Source organism: Methanoculleus sp. (assembly GCF_030019085.1).
Lineage (GTDB): Archaea > Halobacteriota > Methanomicrobia > Methanomicrobiales > Methanoculleaceae > Methanoculleus.
This window is the reverse complement of record NZ_JASEFJ010000009.1, coordinates 51,435-67,619: the sequence shown is the minus strand read 5'-3', so window position 1 is coordinate 67,619 and position 16,185 is coordinate 51,435. Positions and strand designations below refer to the sequence as shown.

Annotated in this window: 14 protein-coding genes; 6 read left to right on the top strand and 8 right to left on the bottom strand. The window is 63.1% G+C overall.

What is annotated here, in order from left to right:
• From QMC91_RS05730 to QMC91_RS05720, 3 genes are all read left to right on the top strand, one after another.
• The coding region (locus QMC91_RS05730) for a TIGR00266 family protein (protein ID WP_300236656.1) at positions 1 to 553 on the top strand (553 nt) is incomplete at its 5' end.
• Positions 554 to 585: 32 nt separating this feature from the next.
• On the top strand, positions 586 to 1,605 hold the full coding sequence (locus tag QMC91_RS05725) for a DUF2117 domain-containing protein (RefSeq protein ID WP_300236654.1): 1,020 nt from the start codon (positions 586 to 588) through the stop codon (positions 1,603 to 1,605).
• The gene (locus QMC91_RS05720) at positions 1,606 to 2,757 is read left to right on the top strand and encodes a hypothetical protein (RefSeq protein ID WP_300236652.1); all 1,152 of its coding nucleotides are present in this window, start codon (positions 1,606 to 1,608) and stop codon (positions 2,755 to 2,757) included. It abuts the gene before it with no gap.
• 188 nt (positions 2,758 to 2,945) lie between these two features.
• Here the strand turns inward: QMC91_RS05720 and QMC91_RS05715 are convergent, their stop codons facing one another.
• Positions 2,946 to 3,461 (bottom strand): DJ-1/PfpI/YhbO family deglycase/protease, encoded by a 516-nt coding sequence (locus tag QMC91_RS05715; protein ID WP_300236650.1) that lies wholly within the window; start codon positions 3,459 to 3,461, stop codon positions 2,946 to 2,948.
• A gap of 62 nt (positions 3,462 to 3,523) precedes the next feature.
• A complete protein-coding gene (locus tag QMC91_RS05710; RefSeq protein ID WP_300236648.1) occupies positions 3,524 to 3,757 on the bottom strand; it encodes a hypothetical protein in 234 nt (77 codons plus the stop codon).
• 99 nt (positions 3,758 to 3,856) lie between these two features.
• Here QMC91_RS05710 and QMC91_RS05705 point away from each other — a divergent pair, with 99 nt between their 5' ends.
• On the top strand, positions 3,857 to 5,506 hold the full coding sequence (locus tag QMC91_RS05705; protein WP_300236646.1) for an ATP-dependent DNA ligase: 1,650 nt from the start codon (positions 3,857 to 3,859) through the stop codon (positions 5,504 to 5,506).
• A 75-nt stretch (positions 5,507 to 5,581) separates the two neighbouring features.
• On the top strand, positions 5,582 to 6,538 hold the full coding sequence (locus tag QMC91_RS05700; RefSeq protein ID WP_300236644.1) for an HD domain-containing protein: 957 nt from the start codon (positions 5,582 to 5,584) through the stop codon (positions 6,536 to 6,538).
• A 22-nt stretch (positions 6,539 to 6,560) separates the two neighbouring features.
• On the opposite strand, the gene QMC91_RS05695 is transcribed toward QMC91_RS05700, so the two are convergent.
• The 4 genes from QMC91_RS05695 to QMC91_RS05680 all read right to left on the bottom strand — a co-directional run bounded on the left by QMC91_RS05695 (position 6,561) and on the right by QMC91_RS05680 (position 11,782).
• On the bottom strand, positions 6,561 to 6,710 hold the full coding sequence (locus QMC91_RS05695; RefSeq protein ID WP_300236642.1) for a YHS domain-containing protein: 150 nt from the start codon (positions 6,708 to 6,710) through the stop codon (positions 6,561 to 6,563).
• Positions 6,700 to 9,156: a heavy metal translocating P-type ATPase gene (locus QMC91_RS05690; RefSeq protein WP_300236640.1), complete on the bottom strand. Its 2,457-nt coding sequence runs from the start codon at positions 9,154 to 9,156 to the stop codon at positions 6,700 to 6,702. The genes QMC91_RS05695 and QMC91_RS05690 overlap by 11 nt, the downstream gene beginning before the upstream one ends.
• Before the next feature lie 75 nt (positions 9,157 to 9,231).
• A complete protein-coding gene (gene hisD, locus QMC91_RS05685; protein WP_300236638.1) occupies positions 9,232 to 10,482 on the bottom strand; it encodes a histidinol dehydrogenase in 1,251 nt (416 codons plus the stop codon).
• Positions 10,483 to 10,555: 73 nt separating this feature from the next.
• Positions 10,556 to 11,782: an adenosylhomocysteinase gene (locus QMC91_RS05680; RefSeq protein WP_300236636.1), complete on the bottom strand. Its 1,227-nt coding sequence runs from the start codon at positions 11,780 to 11,782 to the stop codon at positions 10,556 to 10,558.
• Positions 11,783 to 12,327: 545 nt separating this feature from the next.
• On the opposite strand from QMC91_RS05680, the gene hisF reads away from it, so the two are divergent.
• Positions 12,328 to 13,134, top strand: coding sequence for an imidazole glycerol phosphate synthase subunit HisF (gene hisF, locus QMC91_RS05675; protein ID WP_300236633.1), 807 nt, complete (start codon positions 12,328 to 12,330; stop codon positions 13,132 to 13,134).
• Here hisF and pheT read toward each other — a convergent pair.
• Complete coding sequence (pheT, locus tag QMC91_RS05670) at positions 13,076 to 14,731, bottom strand: phenylalanine--tRNA ligase subunit beta (protein ID WP_300236630.1); 1,656 nt, start codon at positions 14,729 to 14,731, stop codon at positions 13,076 to 13,078. The two genes, hisF and pheT, sit on opposite strands and share 59 nt — an antisense overlap.
• Before the next feature lie 2 nt (positions 14,732 to 14,733).
• Positions 14,734 to 16,182: a phenylalanine--tRNA ligase subunit alpha gene (locus QMC91_RS05665; protein ID WP_300236627.1), complete on the bottom strand. Its 1,449-nt coding sequence runs from the start codon at positions 16,180 to 16,182 to the stop codon at positions 14,734 to 14,736.
• Between the last annotated feature and the right edge of the window lie 3 nt (positions 16,183 to 16,185).

The following is a 16,185-nucleotide window of genomic DNA, read 5'->3' as shown; positions in this document are numbered from 1 at the left end:
GCTCTTCAAGGGTCTCAAGCGGGTGGTGACCGGGGAGAGCCTCTTCATGACCACGTTCACCCCCGAGAAAGGAGAGGGTTTTGTCACCTTCGCAGGGAACGTCCCGGGGAAGATCTTCGCCCTCGACCTTGACGGGAGAGAGTTCCTCGCCCAGAAGGACGCGTTCCTCTGCTCTGAACCGGGGGTCGACCTGGATATAGCCTTCACAAAGAGGCTCCGCTCGGGGGCGTTCGGCGGGGAAGGGTTCATCCTCCAGCGACTCTCCGGCAGCGGAAAGGCGTTCCTCCACTGCTGCGGCGACATCAAGGAGATGACGCTTGCGCCCGGCGAGGTGGTCAAGGTGGAGACCGGGCTCGTCGTCGGGTTCGATAGCACCGTCGACTACAGCATCGCGCTTGCCGGCGGGGTAAAGACCGTCCTCTTCGGAGGCGAGGGACTCTTCCTGACCACCCTTACGGGGCCAGGGCAGGTCGTGCTGCAGTCGATGGACATTGCAAAGCTCGCCAGCGCCCTGATACCCTTCCTCCCCACCCAGAACACATCGGGACGATAACCTGATACCCCGCAAAGTCCCAGATCACTCCAATGAACGCGGTCATGGTGGTGCATGGCCCCGCGGCCTTCGACGCCGGGGATGTCGAGCGGTTTATCGCGCTCTTTCGCCCCCGACGGGTGCTCGTCGCCGGTGTGATGGCGAGGACCGCCGCCGAGGAGTCCGGACTCCCCGTCGCCTGCATGGACGACCCCCCGAGCAGTGTGCTTTCGGGTCTCCGGGATCCCGCGTTCCTGCTCAACCGGGGGAAGACCCCGGCGTCCGGGCGGATCTTTGGTGAGATCGTTGCCGGGAGACTCCCGGGACTCGTCCACGTCGAGACCTCAAGCGGCACCGTCTACTGCTGGAACCGCGGCGATACCGCTCTCGCTGAGGTGATCGCGCTCCGGACGGGCTACGACCTGGTTAACGCGAGGAGCACCACGGAACCGCAGGAGAATCGCCGGGAGATCCGGGGGTGCATACCGGGGGAGGCGGTCTTTGTCAACGGGATCGTCGTCGGGACGGCAACCGCGGATACGGTCGTCATCGCGATGGAGAACGGTTCGCTGAAGGTGGTCTCCGGTCTCGATCCAAAGCCCCACGGGTTTGAGAAACTCCTCCGCTCCGGTATCCCGGAGATCACCAGGGCCTGGTGCAAGAGCGGGGCGGTGCGGTCCGCACCCCCACAGCGGGGCGGTCGGGTCTCCCGCGGGGGCACGGTGGCGGTCGTCGACCACTGTGGCCACACCCTCTATAAGGCGATCGGGAACGACGTCTGCGGCGTGCTTGCCGTCGGCGACGACACCACCGCCGTCTGCGGGCACATCTGTTCCCATGCCGGGATCCCGGTCTTCGGCGTGATCGATGGGGACGCCGACGCCATCGTGGAACCCGGCTATGCCCCGGGCTCGGTGGTGGTCGAGGTTATCGACGGCCGGGACGACGATCTCGGCCGGGAGATTGCGGAGAGAAGAGACCTCCAGGCGTCGACCTGGGAAGACTGGGTAGAGGAGACTCTGCACGAGATCGAGGGGAGGGTGCGGGTCGTCCTGGACCTCCGGAAGCGCTGAATGATACAATGTGCCGAGTGTAAGGGGAAAGGGCTCTGCGGGCTTGAGAGGTGCCCCGTCATGAGCCGGTTCTACGCCAGGCTCCAGGTCAGGCCGAGCGACCACTACCAGGGCACGGCGCCATCGGTCTTTGTCGGGAGTTACGCTTACCCGAAGGTTGCGGCGGGGCCGCTGATGATCGACGACACCGACAACCCGCCGGACTGGGTGGCACGGGGGCTCCGGATCGATGATATAGTCGGGTTGCGGGCGCGGACGATCCGCGGTGCCGGCGATTCAAAGAGCGTTGCCGGGAGCATCCAGGAGATAGCGCTCTCGAGCAGACCGCTCGATGTTGAGGCACAGTTTGTAAAACCCGTCACCTTCGACCTCCGGTTCGACGGGACGATCGCACCCATAGGTCTCACCGGCGCCATCCGGCACCTGGACGTCCTGGATAACCCGCAGGTGGAGAGGCGGGTCGACCGGGTGACATCGGACACCGACCTATCCGCGACAGAGGCGTGCGACCTCCTCCACTCCTCCGGGACGGATGTATACCGGATAACCCAGCTCCTCACCGCCGGACTGCTTGGAAGCGAGAAGAAACGGCATATCGTCCCGACGCGCTGGGCGATCACGGCGGTCGATGACACCGTCTCAAAGCGCCTCAAGAAGAAGATTGTGCGTTACCCGCCGCTCGACGGGATCAGGGTCTTCTCGGCATCGTTGTATGGCAACCATATCGTCTGCATCCTGGTCCCGGGCGACTGGAAGTTTGAGATGATCGAGGTCTGGGGCAGACAGTCGCTCTGGGGGCAGGGGAACGAGACGATCGCCCGCGACGGCGAGGGTCTGACAAAATCCGGTTACTCGCCGATCGCGGGGGCCTACTACTCGGCACGCCTCGCGGTTGCGGAGTACCTGGACGGCGTGCAGCGTTCCGCACGGGTTCTGGTTCTCCGGCACGTCACAGGCGACTACTGGGCACCGCTCGGCACCTGGGTCATCCGGGAAGCTACAAGAAACGCGATGCATGGCCCGGGAACGCCGTGCGCCAGCCTCGAAGAGGCGGTCGACCTGGCCTCAAGGCTGATCGGGTTTACCCACTGGCAGCCCTACAGCCAACTCATCCCCGAACTCAGAACGCAAAAGACGCTTTTTGATTTCTGAGTCGGGGTGCGAGAGGGGGGAAGCGATCGGCCCACCGAAGGCCGGGCCAGGGAGAGATGATTCCGGCGAACCACCAGGTGAGAGTCTCATCCTGGCACTGTATTTATGGTGAATCACCCCGCCCATCCCTCATCGTGTCACCTGGATCCTCTTCCCGTGAGAGATACCCCCAAACAACGCCGCTTTACTCAGCACTCCAGTTTGTCTATAACGGCGTCGGCGAACTGTGCGGCAGCCTCAGGGCCGTTCCCGGTTACAACCTGCATATCGGCGACTACCGGGACGTTGACGAGGTTTGCCCCTGCCTTCTTCATCTCCTTTATGGCGTCCGGGCTCGGGTAGACCGTCGCCTGCCGCCCGGCCAGGATCCCGGCCCGCGCAAGCACTACCGGCGAGAGACAGATGGCAGCGACAACCCTGCCCTGCTCAAAGAACGACCGAACAAGGCTCTGGAGTTTCCGGTTCCCCCAGAGGTAGTCCGGAGAACCGCTTCCGCCCACCACCACGATCCCGGCGTAGTCGTCAGGGTTGACGTCATCAAACGTCAGGGACGCCGTCGCCGTGCCTCCGAGCATACCCCTGCACCTGCCGGTGACCGTTGAGGCTATATCAACATCGATCCCGGCCTCCCTGAAAGCCCGTAGCGGGACCTCCAGCTCCTCATCCCTGAACCGCTCCGGTGCAATCGCAATCAAGAGTTTCATCAGACCTCACCGATCATGGATCTGTTCATAGGGTTCTTGAGTGTTTGGGATACCAACCACCATCACCGGTGCTTCTCAACGTGCTGCCGGAGCATCGTCCCCGGCCGGTAACGGTCAGCGATATCGAGCGCCGTCGCCCGGAGAGCCGTGTGTTCAGCGATACATGACGCCGGCGGGGCCGCCAGCCTGAGGATCTCAGACGTGTTCTCCGTGATCTGGATCAGTTCCGTCGCGATCAGTGCATTGAGCCAGATGAGGTCACGTAACATCTCCTTGAGTTCTTCATCCTGCTGCATGAGTAAGGTATAGGGAGTGCCACCACATCAATCGTGCAGAACCGGACAGAAGGGTTGATTGGCCCCCACCGGGAAAGTTACTACAGAAGGGATATGGGTATGCAGTTTCTGGAGTTCGCTCGCATATGCGAACATCTTGAAGGGATCTCCGGGCGCCTGGAGATGATCGAGACGGTCGCCTCTGTCCTCCCCGGGCTTGACGAGACCGACCTCCCCATCTTCGTCCGGTTCATCATGGGCAGGATCTTTCCCGACTGGAGTACCAAAAAACTCGGAGTGGGTCCAAACCTCCTCTACGACGCCGTGGCCTACGTCGCCGGCGTGAAGCGAGAGACCGTCCTTGAAGCGGTCAACAGGACAGGCGACGTGGGGCTTGCGGTCGAGGAACTCCTGGCAAAGAAAGAACAGACCTCGTTCTTCATCCAGGACCTCGAACTCCTCGACGTCTACCAGGGTTTTGAACGGATAGCGGCCGCCGAAGGGCAGCGGTCACAGCGAGAGAAACTCCGCATTGCGCAGGGACTCTTTGGCAACGCCCGCCCTATAGAGGGGCGTTACCTGGCCAGACTGATGCTCGAAGAACTCCGGATCGGCATGGGCGAAGGAAACGTCCGCGACGCCATCGCCCGGGCCTTCGGGGTAGACGTTCACCTTGTTGAGCATGCCCAGCAGGTGATAAACGACCTCGGTGAGGTCGCCCTCCTCGCCCGGAAGAACCCTGAAGAACTCTCCCGCGTCAGGATCAGGCCGTTCAGGCCGGTGAAGATGATGCTTGCGCAGGCGGGCACCATCGCCGACCAGATCGCCGAACACGGCACCGTGGCGGTCGAGTACAAATACGACGGCAGCCGGTTCCAGTTCCACAAGGTCGGCGACAGTTACAGGATCTACTCACGGAAACTGGAAGACGTCACGGAGAGCATCCCCGACATCGCACGCCACCTCATGGAGGCCACCGACCATGACGTCATCCTGGACGGCGAGGCGATCGCCGTCCGCGATGGGAGACCCATGCCCTTCCAGTACGTGATCCGGCGGTTCCGGCGGAAACACGAGATCGACTCGATGATGGAGCAGATAGAACTCGTCCCCCAGGTCTTCGATATCCTCTACCTGGACGGCGAGTCGCTGGTCGACCGGCCCTTCTCAGAGCGGCGGGAAAACCTCGAGAAGACCCTTAACGCCCACGTTGCCCCACAGTTCAGGACCGACGACCCCGCCCGGGCAGAAGAGATCTACGCCGGGGCCCTGGACCTCGGGCACGAGGGTATTATGGTGAAGGTCCTGGACGCCCCCTACACCCCGGGTGTCCGCGGCCGACTCTGGGTGAAGGTGAAACCCGGGGTCGAGACACTCGACCTTGCCGTTATCGGCGCCGAGTGGGGCGAGGGCCGGAGGGGCGGGATGTTCGGGTCGTTCCTGCTCGCCGTCCAGGACGAAACGGGCCGCCTCCTCCCCGTCGGGAAGGTGGCGACCGGGATCACAGACGACGTTCTGGCAGACCTCTATGACCTCTTCAAGGACAGGGTGATTGCCAGATCTGGAAAAGAGGTCAGGCTCGAGCCCGGTGTGGTCTTCGAGGTCGGTTACTCCGAGATCCAGACAAGCCCGAACTATGAGAGCGGGTATGCCCTCCGGTTCCCCCGGTTTGTCCGGGTGCGTGAAGACAAGAGTCTGGACGAGATCGAGACGCTGAACTCGCTTGCCGAACGTTACGCCCGGCAGAAGGGTCAGGCGGGGTCGGCCTGAGCCTCGCCGGCGAACAGACCACCGGGCTTTATGTTCCGTCCGGGATAGAAGATTCTCTCAGGAGAGCTGGCCACTGTGATCGAGAAGAAGGTCTTTGTCGGGGATATAACCGGCGGTGTCCCGGTCGACGCACCATTCGTTGTGGATTCGGCAGAGATCCGGGAGAAGAAGGACGGCGGGAAGTACATCCACCTCACCATATCCGACCGCAGCGGTCGTGGAACCTGCAAGGTCTGGGGGACGGGGAACCAGAGCGCCGAAGAGATAGAGGCGTTCTACCACGGGATCAGGCAGGGAGAGGTCTACCGTATCGCGGGCTACGCGAAGGTCTACAACGGCACGTGCGAGGTCAACGTCAACGAGGGCATCTTCTCACTGGCAGAGCCCCTGCCCCTGGAGGGGGTCGACCCCTCCCTCTTTGTCTACGCCCCCGTAGACACCGCCGCCGTCCGCCAGGGTCTGGCACGCATGGCCGCGATGATCAGGGACGCCGGCATCTCGTCGCTCGTCGGCCGGGTTCTCGAGGAGACACCGGGGTTCTTCGAAGCCCCGGCGGCGAAATCACGCCACCACGCCTGCACCGGCGGACTTGCCGAGCACACCCTCGAGACCGCGGAGAACGCATTTGCACTGGCCGGGAACGTCAGGCGGGTGACGATGGATACCGACGTCCTCCTCGCCGGCGCCCTCCTCCACGACGTCGGGAAAGCCTCCTGTTTCCGGCGTCAGGGTTTCTCGTTTGTCACCCTCCCCGAGTACACCCTCATCGGGCACACCGCGATCGGGGCCGCTGCGGTCATGCAGCACGCCGACGGGGTCGACCCTGCACGGTTCGCGCACATCCTCCACATCATCATGTCGCACCACGGCCCCCACGGCGAGATCCAGCCCCGGACCCCGGAGGCCTGGGCAGTCCACTTCGCCGATAACGCAAGCGCCCTCCTCCGCGGGGTCTGCGACGATACCACCGACCTTGCCCCCGGAGAGGGGCGGCATGGTGGAAGGTGCGGGGGCGCGGTCTACAGGTTCTGATAGCGCCCCCGCCAGAAAAGGATCACGAGTTCTTCAGGTAGGCCTCCGGGTCGCGCTCGAAGAGTTTCTTGCACCCGGGGGCGCAGAAGTAGTAAGTCCTGCCCTTATACTCGGTCTTGAACCTGGCGGTCGCCTCATTGACCTCCATCTTGCATACCGGATCAATTGCCATCTGTATCAACCTCCAATCTCTTCACCGGAGGTATATAAGTCTTGAGCATCAGGGATAGCGAGACGACCGTCACCGAGGACAGCGCCATCGCAAGCGCCGCAAGTTCCGGGCGGAAGGTGACACCGAAGAAGGGGTAGAGCAGACCCGCGGCAAGAGGTATCAGGGCGGCGTTGTAGGCGAACGCCCAGAAGAGGTTCTGCCTGATCCGGGAGATCACCTTCCGGGAGACCTGGATAGCCGCGACCACGTCGGTCAGATCGTCGCGGATGAGGACGATATCCCCGCTCTCTATCGCAACATCCGTCCCGCTCCCGATGGCGATCCCGACGTCCGCCTGCGCAAGTGCCGGGGCATCATTGATCCCGTCGCCGACGAAGGCCACGACCTCGCCCTGCTGCTGGAGGGCGCGGACCTCCTCAACCTTCCCCTGCGGCAACACCCCGGCACGGACGTTCTCGATCCCGACCTCCCGGGCGATCGCGGTTGCCGTCCGCTCGTTGTCGCCGGTGAGCATCATCACGGTAAGTCCCATCCTCTTCAGTTCCGAAACCGCGCTCTTTGCCGTCGGTTTGAGGGTGTCGGCGATACCGATGACCCCCCAAAGTGCCCCACCGACGGCGACCAGAACCACGGTCTTCCCGCCGTCCTGGAGGGCGGCGATCCTCTCCTGCGCTTCCGGCGGGATGGTGACCCCGTGCTCTGTGAGGAAGGGCAGGTTTCCGATCAGCACCTCAGCGCCCTCCACAAGGGCGCTCACACCACGACCGCCGAAGGCCGTGAACCGCTCCGGTGCAGGAAGCACAAGACCCGCGCTCTCCGCCCGGCGCACGACCGCCGCTGCAAGCGGGTGCTCCGAGTTTGACTCGACCGCCGCAGCGACAGATAGGAGTCTCTCCTCCGTAACCCCGAACGGAACGATATCGGTGACGTCCGGTTTTCCGCGGGTGAGTGTCCCGGTCTTGTCAAAGACGACCGTGGTCAACCTCTCTGAGACCTCGAGCGCCTCGCCGTTCCTGATAAGCAGACCGAGTTCTGCGCCACGGCCGATCCCGACGGTCACGGCGGTCGGGGTGGCAAGACCGAGCGCACAGGGGCAGGCGACCACCAGGACGGAGATCAGCACGGTGAGAGCGAAGAGGAGCGAGGCATCGAGGACGAAGTACCAGACCAGGAACGCGGCAGTGGCGATTGCAAGAACGGCCGGGATGAAGTAGGAGACCGCGACGTCGGCGATCCGCTCAACAGACGGCTTTGAGCCCTGGGCCTCCCGGACAAGCCTTATGATCTGTGCAAGAACCATATCCTTCCCGACCCGCTCGGCACGGACGCGGAGGACGCCGTTCACGTTCAGGGTTCCACCGACGACCTCGTCACCCTCCCGCCTCTCGACCGGGATGGGTTCGCCGGTGATCATCGACTCGTCGACGGAACTCTCCCCGCCAACGACCACACCGTCCACAGGCACCTTCTCCCCTGGCCGGACAAGGATGATGTCGCCGGGGAGAACCGCCTCCACCGGGACCTCGACCTCCCCGCCGTCCCGGATAACCGTCGCGGTCTTCGGCCGCAGGCCTACAAGGTTCCTGATTGCATCAGATGTCCTCCCCTTTGCCCGGGCCTCGAGGTATCGACCGAGCGTGAGAAACGAGGCCAGCATAACGGCGGTGTCGTAGAAGACGAACTCCGGGGTAAGGAGGACCTCAAATGTCCCGAGTATGCTTGCACCGTAGGCAACACCGATGCCCATCGCGTACATAACGTCCATCGTCAGCGCCCGGTGACGGAGCGCCGCAGCGGCCGCCTTAAAGATGGGGGCGCTGACGTAGACGAAGACAGGCAGGGTGATTATGAGCAGGATCAGGTTAAAGGAGACAGGAAGCGCGAGCATACCCGGTATGCCGAGGAGCATGATCAGAAACAGCGGGATGCTCACCGCAAACCCGATGGTGAACCGCCGGAACTTGGCGCGGAGGTCTTCCTCGCGCATCTTCTCCTCGGTGTCCGCGGGGATCTCCTCCTCGAGCCCCAGGTACTGGTAACCAGCATCCTCGATGGCGGCCCGGATATCCGCGATCGTGACCAGTTCCGGGTTGTAGACTATTTGAGCGTTATCGGCGGCAAGGTTGACCCTGGCCTCGTAGACGCCCTCGAGACCGGTGAGCGAGGCCTCAACAACGCTTGCGCAGGAGGCACAGACCATCCCGCCGATCCTGACGGTGGCGGTGCTCTTCAGGACACCGTAACCGGCATCGGTGACCGCCCGCTCAAGATCGGCGATGGTGGTCTTTGCAGGGTCGTAGTCGACGCTGGCGGTCTCCGTGGCCAGGTTGACACGGGCGTCATGGACGCCCTCCCTGGCCGTTAGAGCACGCTCCACGTTGAGAGCGCAGGACGCACAGTGCATCCCGGTGACCTTCAGTTCCGCCTTCCGCTTCTCATCCGGCATGACGATCACCTCTGTCCATGCGGATAAAATACATGCAGAACCGGCAAGACCCTATCAGAGGAGGCTTGCGCCAGCTCACCTTCTTCTCCGAACCCGCACCGACTCCGCGTGGGCGTGGAGCCCTTCGGCGTCGGCGATCGTCTCCACAACGTCAGCGATGGCTAAAAGCCCCTCGCGGCTGATCACCTGGACGGTCGAGCGCCGGCAGAAGTGGTTGAGATCGAGCCCCGAGTATATGGCAGCGTAGCCCGCTGTGGGGAGGACGTGGTTTGTCCCGGAGGCGTAGTCACCGCAGGCCACCGCGGCGTATGGCCCGACGAAGATCGACCCGGCGTTCCTGACGCGGTTTAAGACGGCGAGCGGGTCGGAGACCTGGATCGAGAGGTGCTCGGGAGCGATCGCATCGATCGTCGCCACACCCTCGTCGAGGTCCCTGACCAGGACGTAGCCCGAGTTCTCAAGCGCTTTTCTGATGATCTCGTGGCGTTCTGACCCGGCGACCATCCGGTCCACCTCAGCGCCGACGAGATCGGCGAGATCCGGGTGGGTGGTCACAAGGACGCAGGCGGCGTTGGGGTCGTGCTCGGCCTGGGCCAGGATATCGGCGGCGATGAAGGTCGGGTTGGCCGTTTCATCGGCGAGGACGGCGATCTCGCTTGGACCCGCGGGGAAGTCGATCTCGACCTCGTCCCGGAGGAGCATCTTCGCGGCGGTGACGTAGACGTTCCCGGGGCCGACGATCTTTTCCACACGAGGGACGGTCTCTGTCCCGACGGCCATCGCCGCGATAGCCTGGGCGCCGCCGATACGGTAGACCTCGTCCACGCCGGCTATATCGAGGGCGACGAGGGTGATCGGGTTTACCGGCGGCGGGGTGCAGCAGCAGATCTCAGATACACCGGCAACCTTCGCCGGGACGGTGCACATAAGGGCGGTGGAGGGGTATGCCGCACGTCCACCGGGGACGTATGCCCCCACACGGGATAGGGGCGTCGTCCTGACGCCGAGGGTGATCCCGGGCTCCATCTCCTGGAGCCAGAGGTCGCGTCCGCGCTGCAACTCGTGGAACGCGCTTATCCGCGCCTCTGCCTCCACCAGGCTCTCCACCAGTCGGGTATCTACCCGGTCGTAGGCCGCTTCCAGTTCCTCTTCGGGGACGGCTATCTCCTCGAGGTCGATGCCGTCAAACCTCTTCGTCAGGTCGAGGAGAGCGGCGTCGCCTTCCGCCCGCACCTTTGCGATGATCTCAGAGACGGGTTTTTTGACCCGGTCAAGGTCAGACCGTCGCCCGGCAATCCAGGCCTCGATATCCAGCGCCTGCCACATGAGAAGAAGGGTCGGCGGGGATAGGCGTTAAGGTTTCGACCCCGTTTACCGGAAAAAAGATCGAGGGCACGGGTTATGTCCCGACCGTCCAGGAGTTCATGTAGGCCTCCTGTTCAGGTGTCAGCCGGTCGATGGAGAGACCGAGTGCATCGAGTTTCAGTCGTGCCACCTCCTCGTCGATCTCAGAGGGGACGTCGTGGACACCGGGTTTGAGTTCTCGGCCGTGCTTCGCGATGTACTCGGCGGAGAGAGCCTGAACGGCGAAACTGAGGTCCATAACCTCGATGGGGTGGCCCATACCCTTCGGGGTGGCGAGGTTCACAAGTCTTCCCTCGGCGAGGACGTGAACGGCCTTTCCGTCCAGGATGTAGGTATCGATACCGTCGCGGTGGACGGTGGAGTCGGCGTGGGAGGAGAGCCAGTCAACATCGATCTCCACGTTGAAGTGCCCGGCGTTTGCAAGGATTGCACCCTCCTTCATCTTTGGGAAGTGACGTTCTGTTATGATGCTCGTGTTCCCGGTGGTGGTGACGAAGAGGTCGCCGAGCGGTGCTGCCTGGTCCATCGTCATGACGTCAAACCCGTCCATGTGCGCCTGGAGCGCACGCCGGGGGTCGACCTCGGTCACGATGACGCGGGCGCCGAGGCTCCTGGCCTTCTGCGCGAGTCCCCGGCCGCAGTAGCCGTATCCCGCGACAACGAGACGTTTCCCGGCAATGAGGACGTTTGTGGTGATCATGATCGATGCAAGCGAACTCTCGCCGGTGCCGTGGACGTTGTCGAAGAAGTGTTTCATGGGGGTGTCGTTGACGGCGACGACCGGGAACCTGAGCGCTCCATCCCGCGCCATTGCGCGAAGCCGGTGGATGCCGGTCGTGGTCTCCTCACAACCCCCGATGATCGTATCCAGCACCTCCTGGCGCTCCGTGTGGATGCGATGGATGAGGTCCATGCCGTCGTCGATTGTGATCGCCGGCCTTGCGTCGAGTACCCGGTCGATGGCCGCGTAGTAATCGTCCACCCCCACACCCCTGCGGGCGTAGGAATGGATCCCCTCACGGGTGTTGAGCGCGGCGGATACATCGTCCTGGGTCGAGAGAGGGTTGCACCCGGTGATGTGCACCTCAGCACCGCCCGCCGCCAGTGTCTCAACAAGCACCGCGGTCTTTGCCTCGACGTGTAACGCCATCCCGATTGTCATGCCGGAGAACGGCTTTTCCTCAACGAAACGGTTCCGGATGGACGAGAGTACCGGCATGTACTGCCGCGCCCATGCAATCTTAAGATCTCCAGACTCCATATAAAAATCACCAGACCGGTTATCCCGCCCGGATGCTCCTCCAGTTTGTCTCTAAAAGTATTCTTCAGGATGACTTAAACGTAGAGGAGTTTTACACGGGGAAGGTTGTGGGTGGAGAGGGGCTGACGGGGTGAGGGAGGCAGAGAGTGGGTGATGATAGGCCCGGATGGCCGTGCACATGGAAGAATAAGACGATCCGGAGGTTGCCTCTCCCGGAGACTGTATCGATAGGGAATCGCCACCCCCCGGGGGGAGGTGGGGCGGAACGCCCCCGCCTCCCGGCCTCTCATGGGAGCGGGCGGTCTGTGGCGATTGACCGGGGGCGGTGCACGGGGATGGAAATGGGATACCCACGGAGTTTCATGCGAGAACATGGTGAAACCCTCTTCCCGGCCGGCACTGCATCCATGGTAAATCACCCACTCGCGGCGTGTCGCCCGGAAACGGTATATTGCTTGCAGGACACCCCCCCTTCCCACGCCACCGGCGACAATTTCTCCCACCGAACAAAACCCTCATCAACTCACGCTCAATAACCAGTACCCATGGTTCTAACGAAGCGGATCATCCCCTGCCTTGACCTCAAAGATGGGCGGGTCGTCAAGGGCACGCACTTCGTCGGGCTGCAGGACGCGGGCGACCCCGTGGAACTCGCCCGACGCTACAACGAGCAGGGCGCCGATGAGGTGGTCTTCCTTGATATCACCGCCACCCGCGAAGACCGGGGCACCATCATCGAGGTGGTCCAGCGGGCGGCAGACCACCTCTTCCTCCCGCTCACCGTCGGTGGCGGCATCCGGAACATTGACGACATGAAACAGATCCTCCGTGCGGGCGCCGACAAGGTGAGCATCAACTCAAGCGCCGTCAAAGACCCCGACCTTATCACAAAAGGCGCCGAGAAGTTCGGCACCCAGTGCATCGTCGTCGCGATAGACGTCCGGCGCAACTACGATATGGCCCCCGGCAAGACGCCGATCAGCCTCGCCGACGGCCGGGAGTGCTGGTATGAGGTCGTGACCCACGGCGGCAGCAGACCCACGGGACTTGACGCCGTAAAATGGGCGATGGAAGCCGAAGAACGTGGGGCCGGCGAGATCCTGCTCACAAGCATGGAGACCGACGGTACCCGGGAGGGGTTTGATATCCCGATCACCAGAGCGATCTCGGAAGCGGTCGGGATCCCGGTCGTCGCAAGCGGCGGCGTGGGATCGCTCGAAGACTTCTACAAAGGGTTTACAGAGGGGAAGGCCGACGCCTGCCTCGCGGCAAGCGTCTTCCACTACGGCGAGTTCACCGTCCGCCAGGTGAAGGAGTACCTGGCGGAGCGGGGTATCCCGGTACGGCTCTGAGATCGAGCGCCAGCGCCGCAACCGGGTGCTCGAGATCGAACGCCCGCAACACCGCCGGATGGATCTCCCCGAACACCCCGACAACCTTTCCATCGAGAACTATATCACCGCGACGGCCATCGATGAACGCCGGGTCGGCCGACTCCCTGACACTGTAACCGATCGAGAGCTCCCGGCAGAGGACGTCCGCCGCCGCGTACGCCTCCGAGAAGTCCGCCGCCGGGTGGATGCTGACCGCCGCAACCTTCTGGTAGGTCAGACAGTCCTCCACCACATCACCAACCGCAAACAACCGCTGCGGCAGGTCACGGTGCTTGTTTGCAAGGAGCGCCTCCATCAACAGCGGCAACAGGTCAGTCCGAACCACCGTCTGCTCCTCGCTGATCGGGTGGAGCAACCGCAGCGTCCCCGGCAACGGAGGCCGCTGCATGTTCGTATACAGCACCCGCTCGTTCGTGAGGGTGAACGGGATCATCTCGATATACCCAAGCCCCGTCATCACCGCCCGCGCCGCCCTCTCGATCCTCGTGACCGGGTGCTCCACTGCTATGGTCGAGACCGCAGGGAGTGTGGCATCGAAGTTCTCAAACCCGTAGGCGATCGCCACATCCTCAAATATATCCCAGTCGTGGAGGATGTCCGCCCGGTAACATGGGATCTCAACCCGGATCCGTGAATCATCCGCAGGTTCCGCGCCAAACCTCATCCGGCCGAGCAACCGTGTCATCTCTCCCGGAGTGAGGGGGATCCCGAGGAGCGAGGAACACTCCTCGACCGAGACCAGCCTCTCCGACGGTGCAAGGGTGGGCATCTCTTCCCCATCCACGCTGACCGACTCGATGCTCGCCCCCGCCTCGGCGAGTGCTGTGCAGATGATGTTTACCGCCGTCATCACCGCCTTACGGTCGGTACCGGTGCAGTCGAGCAGGATGTTCTTTGTCGCCGTCGTTACCCGCGTAAGTTCGCCGTTGATGATCGGCGGGAACGAGAGCACCCGGTCGTCGGCATCGACGATCAGCGGGAACCGCGGGAAGTTCTCAACCAGGTGAGCGTAATCCCGGCCTTTTGGGTGGTCGACCAGGATCTCCTCCATCGTCATCTCCCTCTCAAAGTCCAGCGGGACGAACGACCGATCCCGGGGCGAGGCGATGTAATGGAATGGCGGCCTGACAGCGTCAAGGTCATGGACGCCGATCGCCACCTTGCCACGGCCGCGGCCGACCGCCCAGTGGAGGGCCTCCTGGAGACCCATAAGCGACTCGATCGACTCCTCGTCAAGGTTGACGTTCCGGATCACCGCCGATCCCAGGCACGGCCGTATATCTGCAAGCCCCGGATCGACGGAGAAGGTTATCCCGGAGGGGTGGACGTCGTAGACCGGCAACCCCACCTCGATCCCCAGGAACCCCCGCATCGCCCGTGCAACACCCTCCGGCGAGTAGAGGTCAGGCCTGTCGGGGAAGAACTCGACATCCGCGTGATCTTCCTCGACCCGCTCGATATCAGCCCCGATCATCGGGAGACGCTCTATGATCGTCCCCCGGTCAACCCCGGTTAGCCTTTCAAGGTACCTGTAGGAGAGCGTTATTATCGCCACTCTCACCGCCCCCCGCCGTAGATGGGCGTCTCCCGGATCCACTCAACGTCGCTCCTGTAGAGGTGCCGCAGATCACGCAACCCGAGCCTTAGCATCGCCACCCGGCTGATCCCGAGACCCCAGGCAAGCACGGGATGCTCGATCCCGAAGGGTGCCGTCACCTCTTCACGAAAGATCCCGGCTCCACCAAGTTCCACCCAGCCCAGACCCTCAACGTAGACCTCAGGCTCCACGGAGGGTTCGGTGTAGGGGAAGTAGCCCGGCCGGAACCGGACCTTATCAAACCCCATCTTCGCGTAGAACTCCTTCAAGAACCCGAGGAGATGACGGAAGTTCACGGTCTCGTCCATCACTATACCCTCGAGCTGCTCAAACTCCGCCAGATGGGTGGGGTCGATAGCCTCCCGCCGGTAAACCCGGCCGATGCAGAACGCCTTGACCGGCGGTTCCCGGTGCACCGCCAGGTGCTGGATCGAGAGACCGGTTGTGTGCGTCCGGAGGACGCACTGCTGCGCCTTCTCGGCGCTCCATCTCCCTCCCCATCCGGTGGACGAGGTATCCCCGCCGTGCTCGTGCATATCGCGGACGCGTTCGTAACCCTCGGGAAGAGGCCAGCGTTCGGCCAGGAAGAAGGTATCCTGCATCTCCCGCGCCGGGTGATCCTGGGGCTGGAAGAGGGCGTCGAAGTTCCAGAACGAACTCTGGACTATCCCGCCCGACATCTCGGCAAACCCCATATCAAAGAGGACGCGGCGCATCTCGTCGATGAGACGCTGGTAGGGGTGGGTCTTTCCAGGGTAGACGCGTCGCGGCAGTTTTGTGACGTCGTAGCGCCGGAGGGGGAGGCTCTCCCAGGCGCCGGAGAGGATCTGCTCCCGTGTGAGCGTCCCGACCTCCTCCCGGAGATCAAGCCCCGCGGCCAGGAGATCTCTACCCGCCGGTGTTAGCGAGATGGTGTAGTTGACGGCCTCCTCCTCCCGGATGAGACCGCGTTTCACGAGATCGAGAAGACCCTCCTCGCCAGCGGGAACCTCGCCGGTCTCTCCAAGCCGGGCAAACACGACCTCGTCCGGGCCAGGTGGAGCGTTACCGGTCCTGTGCACCACACCGTCGCGGATTGTGATCCAGCCCTTCCTGCGCATCCAGCCGATCCCGATCTTTGCAAGCGGGTGTTTCTGGAGGTCTCGCATCGGGATAGCGTCTCCGAAACTCTCGAACAACTGCCGCTCGGGAAGACCCTTCCCGATATAGGCCTGCCCCTCTTCCGTCGGCAGATACCGCAGGGCGACGTGTTTCTCGACCTCAACAAGCCCCCGCTCACTGGCGAGGTTCGCATACTGCACCACCGCCTCCGGCCGGGTCTTCATCCTCTCCGCAAGAGTGGTCGCATCGGCCGACCCGAGCGGGGCCAGGGCAACCAGGAGTTTCTTCTCGTTCTGCGTAAGTTCCACCGT

Coding starts and splice junctions, on each gene's coding strand:
- QMC91_RS05720 (WP_300236652.1), top strand. CDS start 1,606: ATGATACAATGTGCCGAGTGTAAGGGGAAAGGGCTCTGCGGGCTTGAG.
- QMC91_RS05690 (WP_300236640.1), bottom strand. CDS start 9,156: ATGCCGGATGAGAAGCGGAAGGCGGAACTGAAGGTCACCGGGATGCAC.
- QMC91_RS05715 (WP_300236650.1), bottom strand. CDS start 3,461: ATGAAACTCTTGATTGCGATTGCACCGGAGCGGTTCAGGGATGAGGAG.
- QMC91_RS05710 (WP_300236648.1), bottom strand. CDS start 3,757: ATGCAGCAGGATGAAGAACTCAAGGAGATGTTACGTGACCTCATCTGG.
- QMC91_RS05680 (WP_300236636.1), bottom strand. CDS start 11,782: ATGGAGTCTGGAGATCTTAAGATTGCATGGGCGCGGCAGTACATGCCG.
- hisF (WP_300236633.1), top strand. CDS start 12,328: ATGGTTCTAACGAAGCGGATCATCCCCTGCCTTGACCTCAAAGATGGG.
- QMC91_RS05725 (WP_300236654.1), top strand. CDS start 586: ATGAACGCGGTCATGGTGGTGCATGGCCCCGCGGCCTTCGACGCCGGG.
- hisD (WP_300236638.1), bottom strand. CDS start 10,482: ATGTGGCAGGCGCTGGATATCGAGGCCTGGATTGCCGGGCGACGGTCT.
- QMC91_RS05705 (WP_300236646.1), top strand. CDS start 3,857: ATGCAGTTTCTGGAGTTCGCTCGCATATGCGAACATCTTGAAGGGATC.
- QMC91_RS05695 (WP_300236642.1), bottom strand. CDS start 6,710: ATGGCAATTGATCCGGTATGCAAGATGGAGGTCAATGAGGCGACCGCC.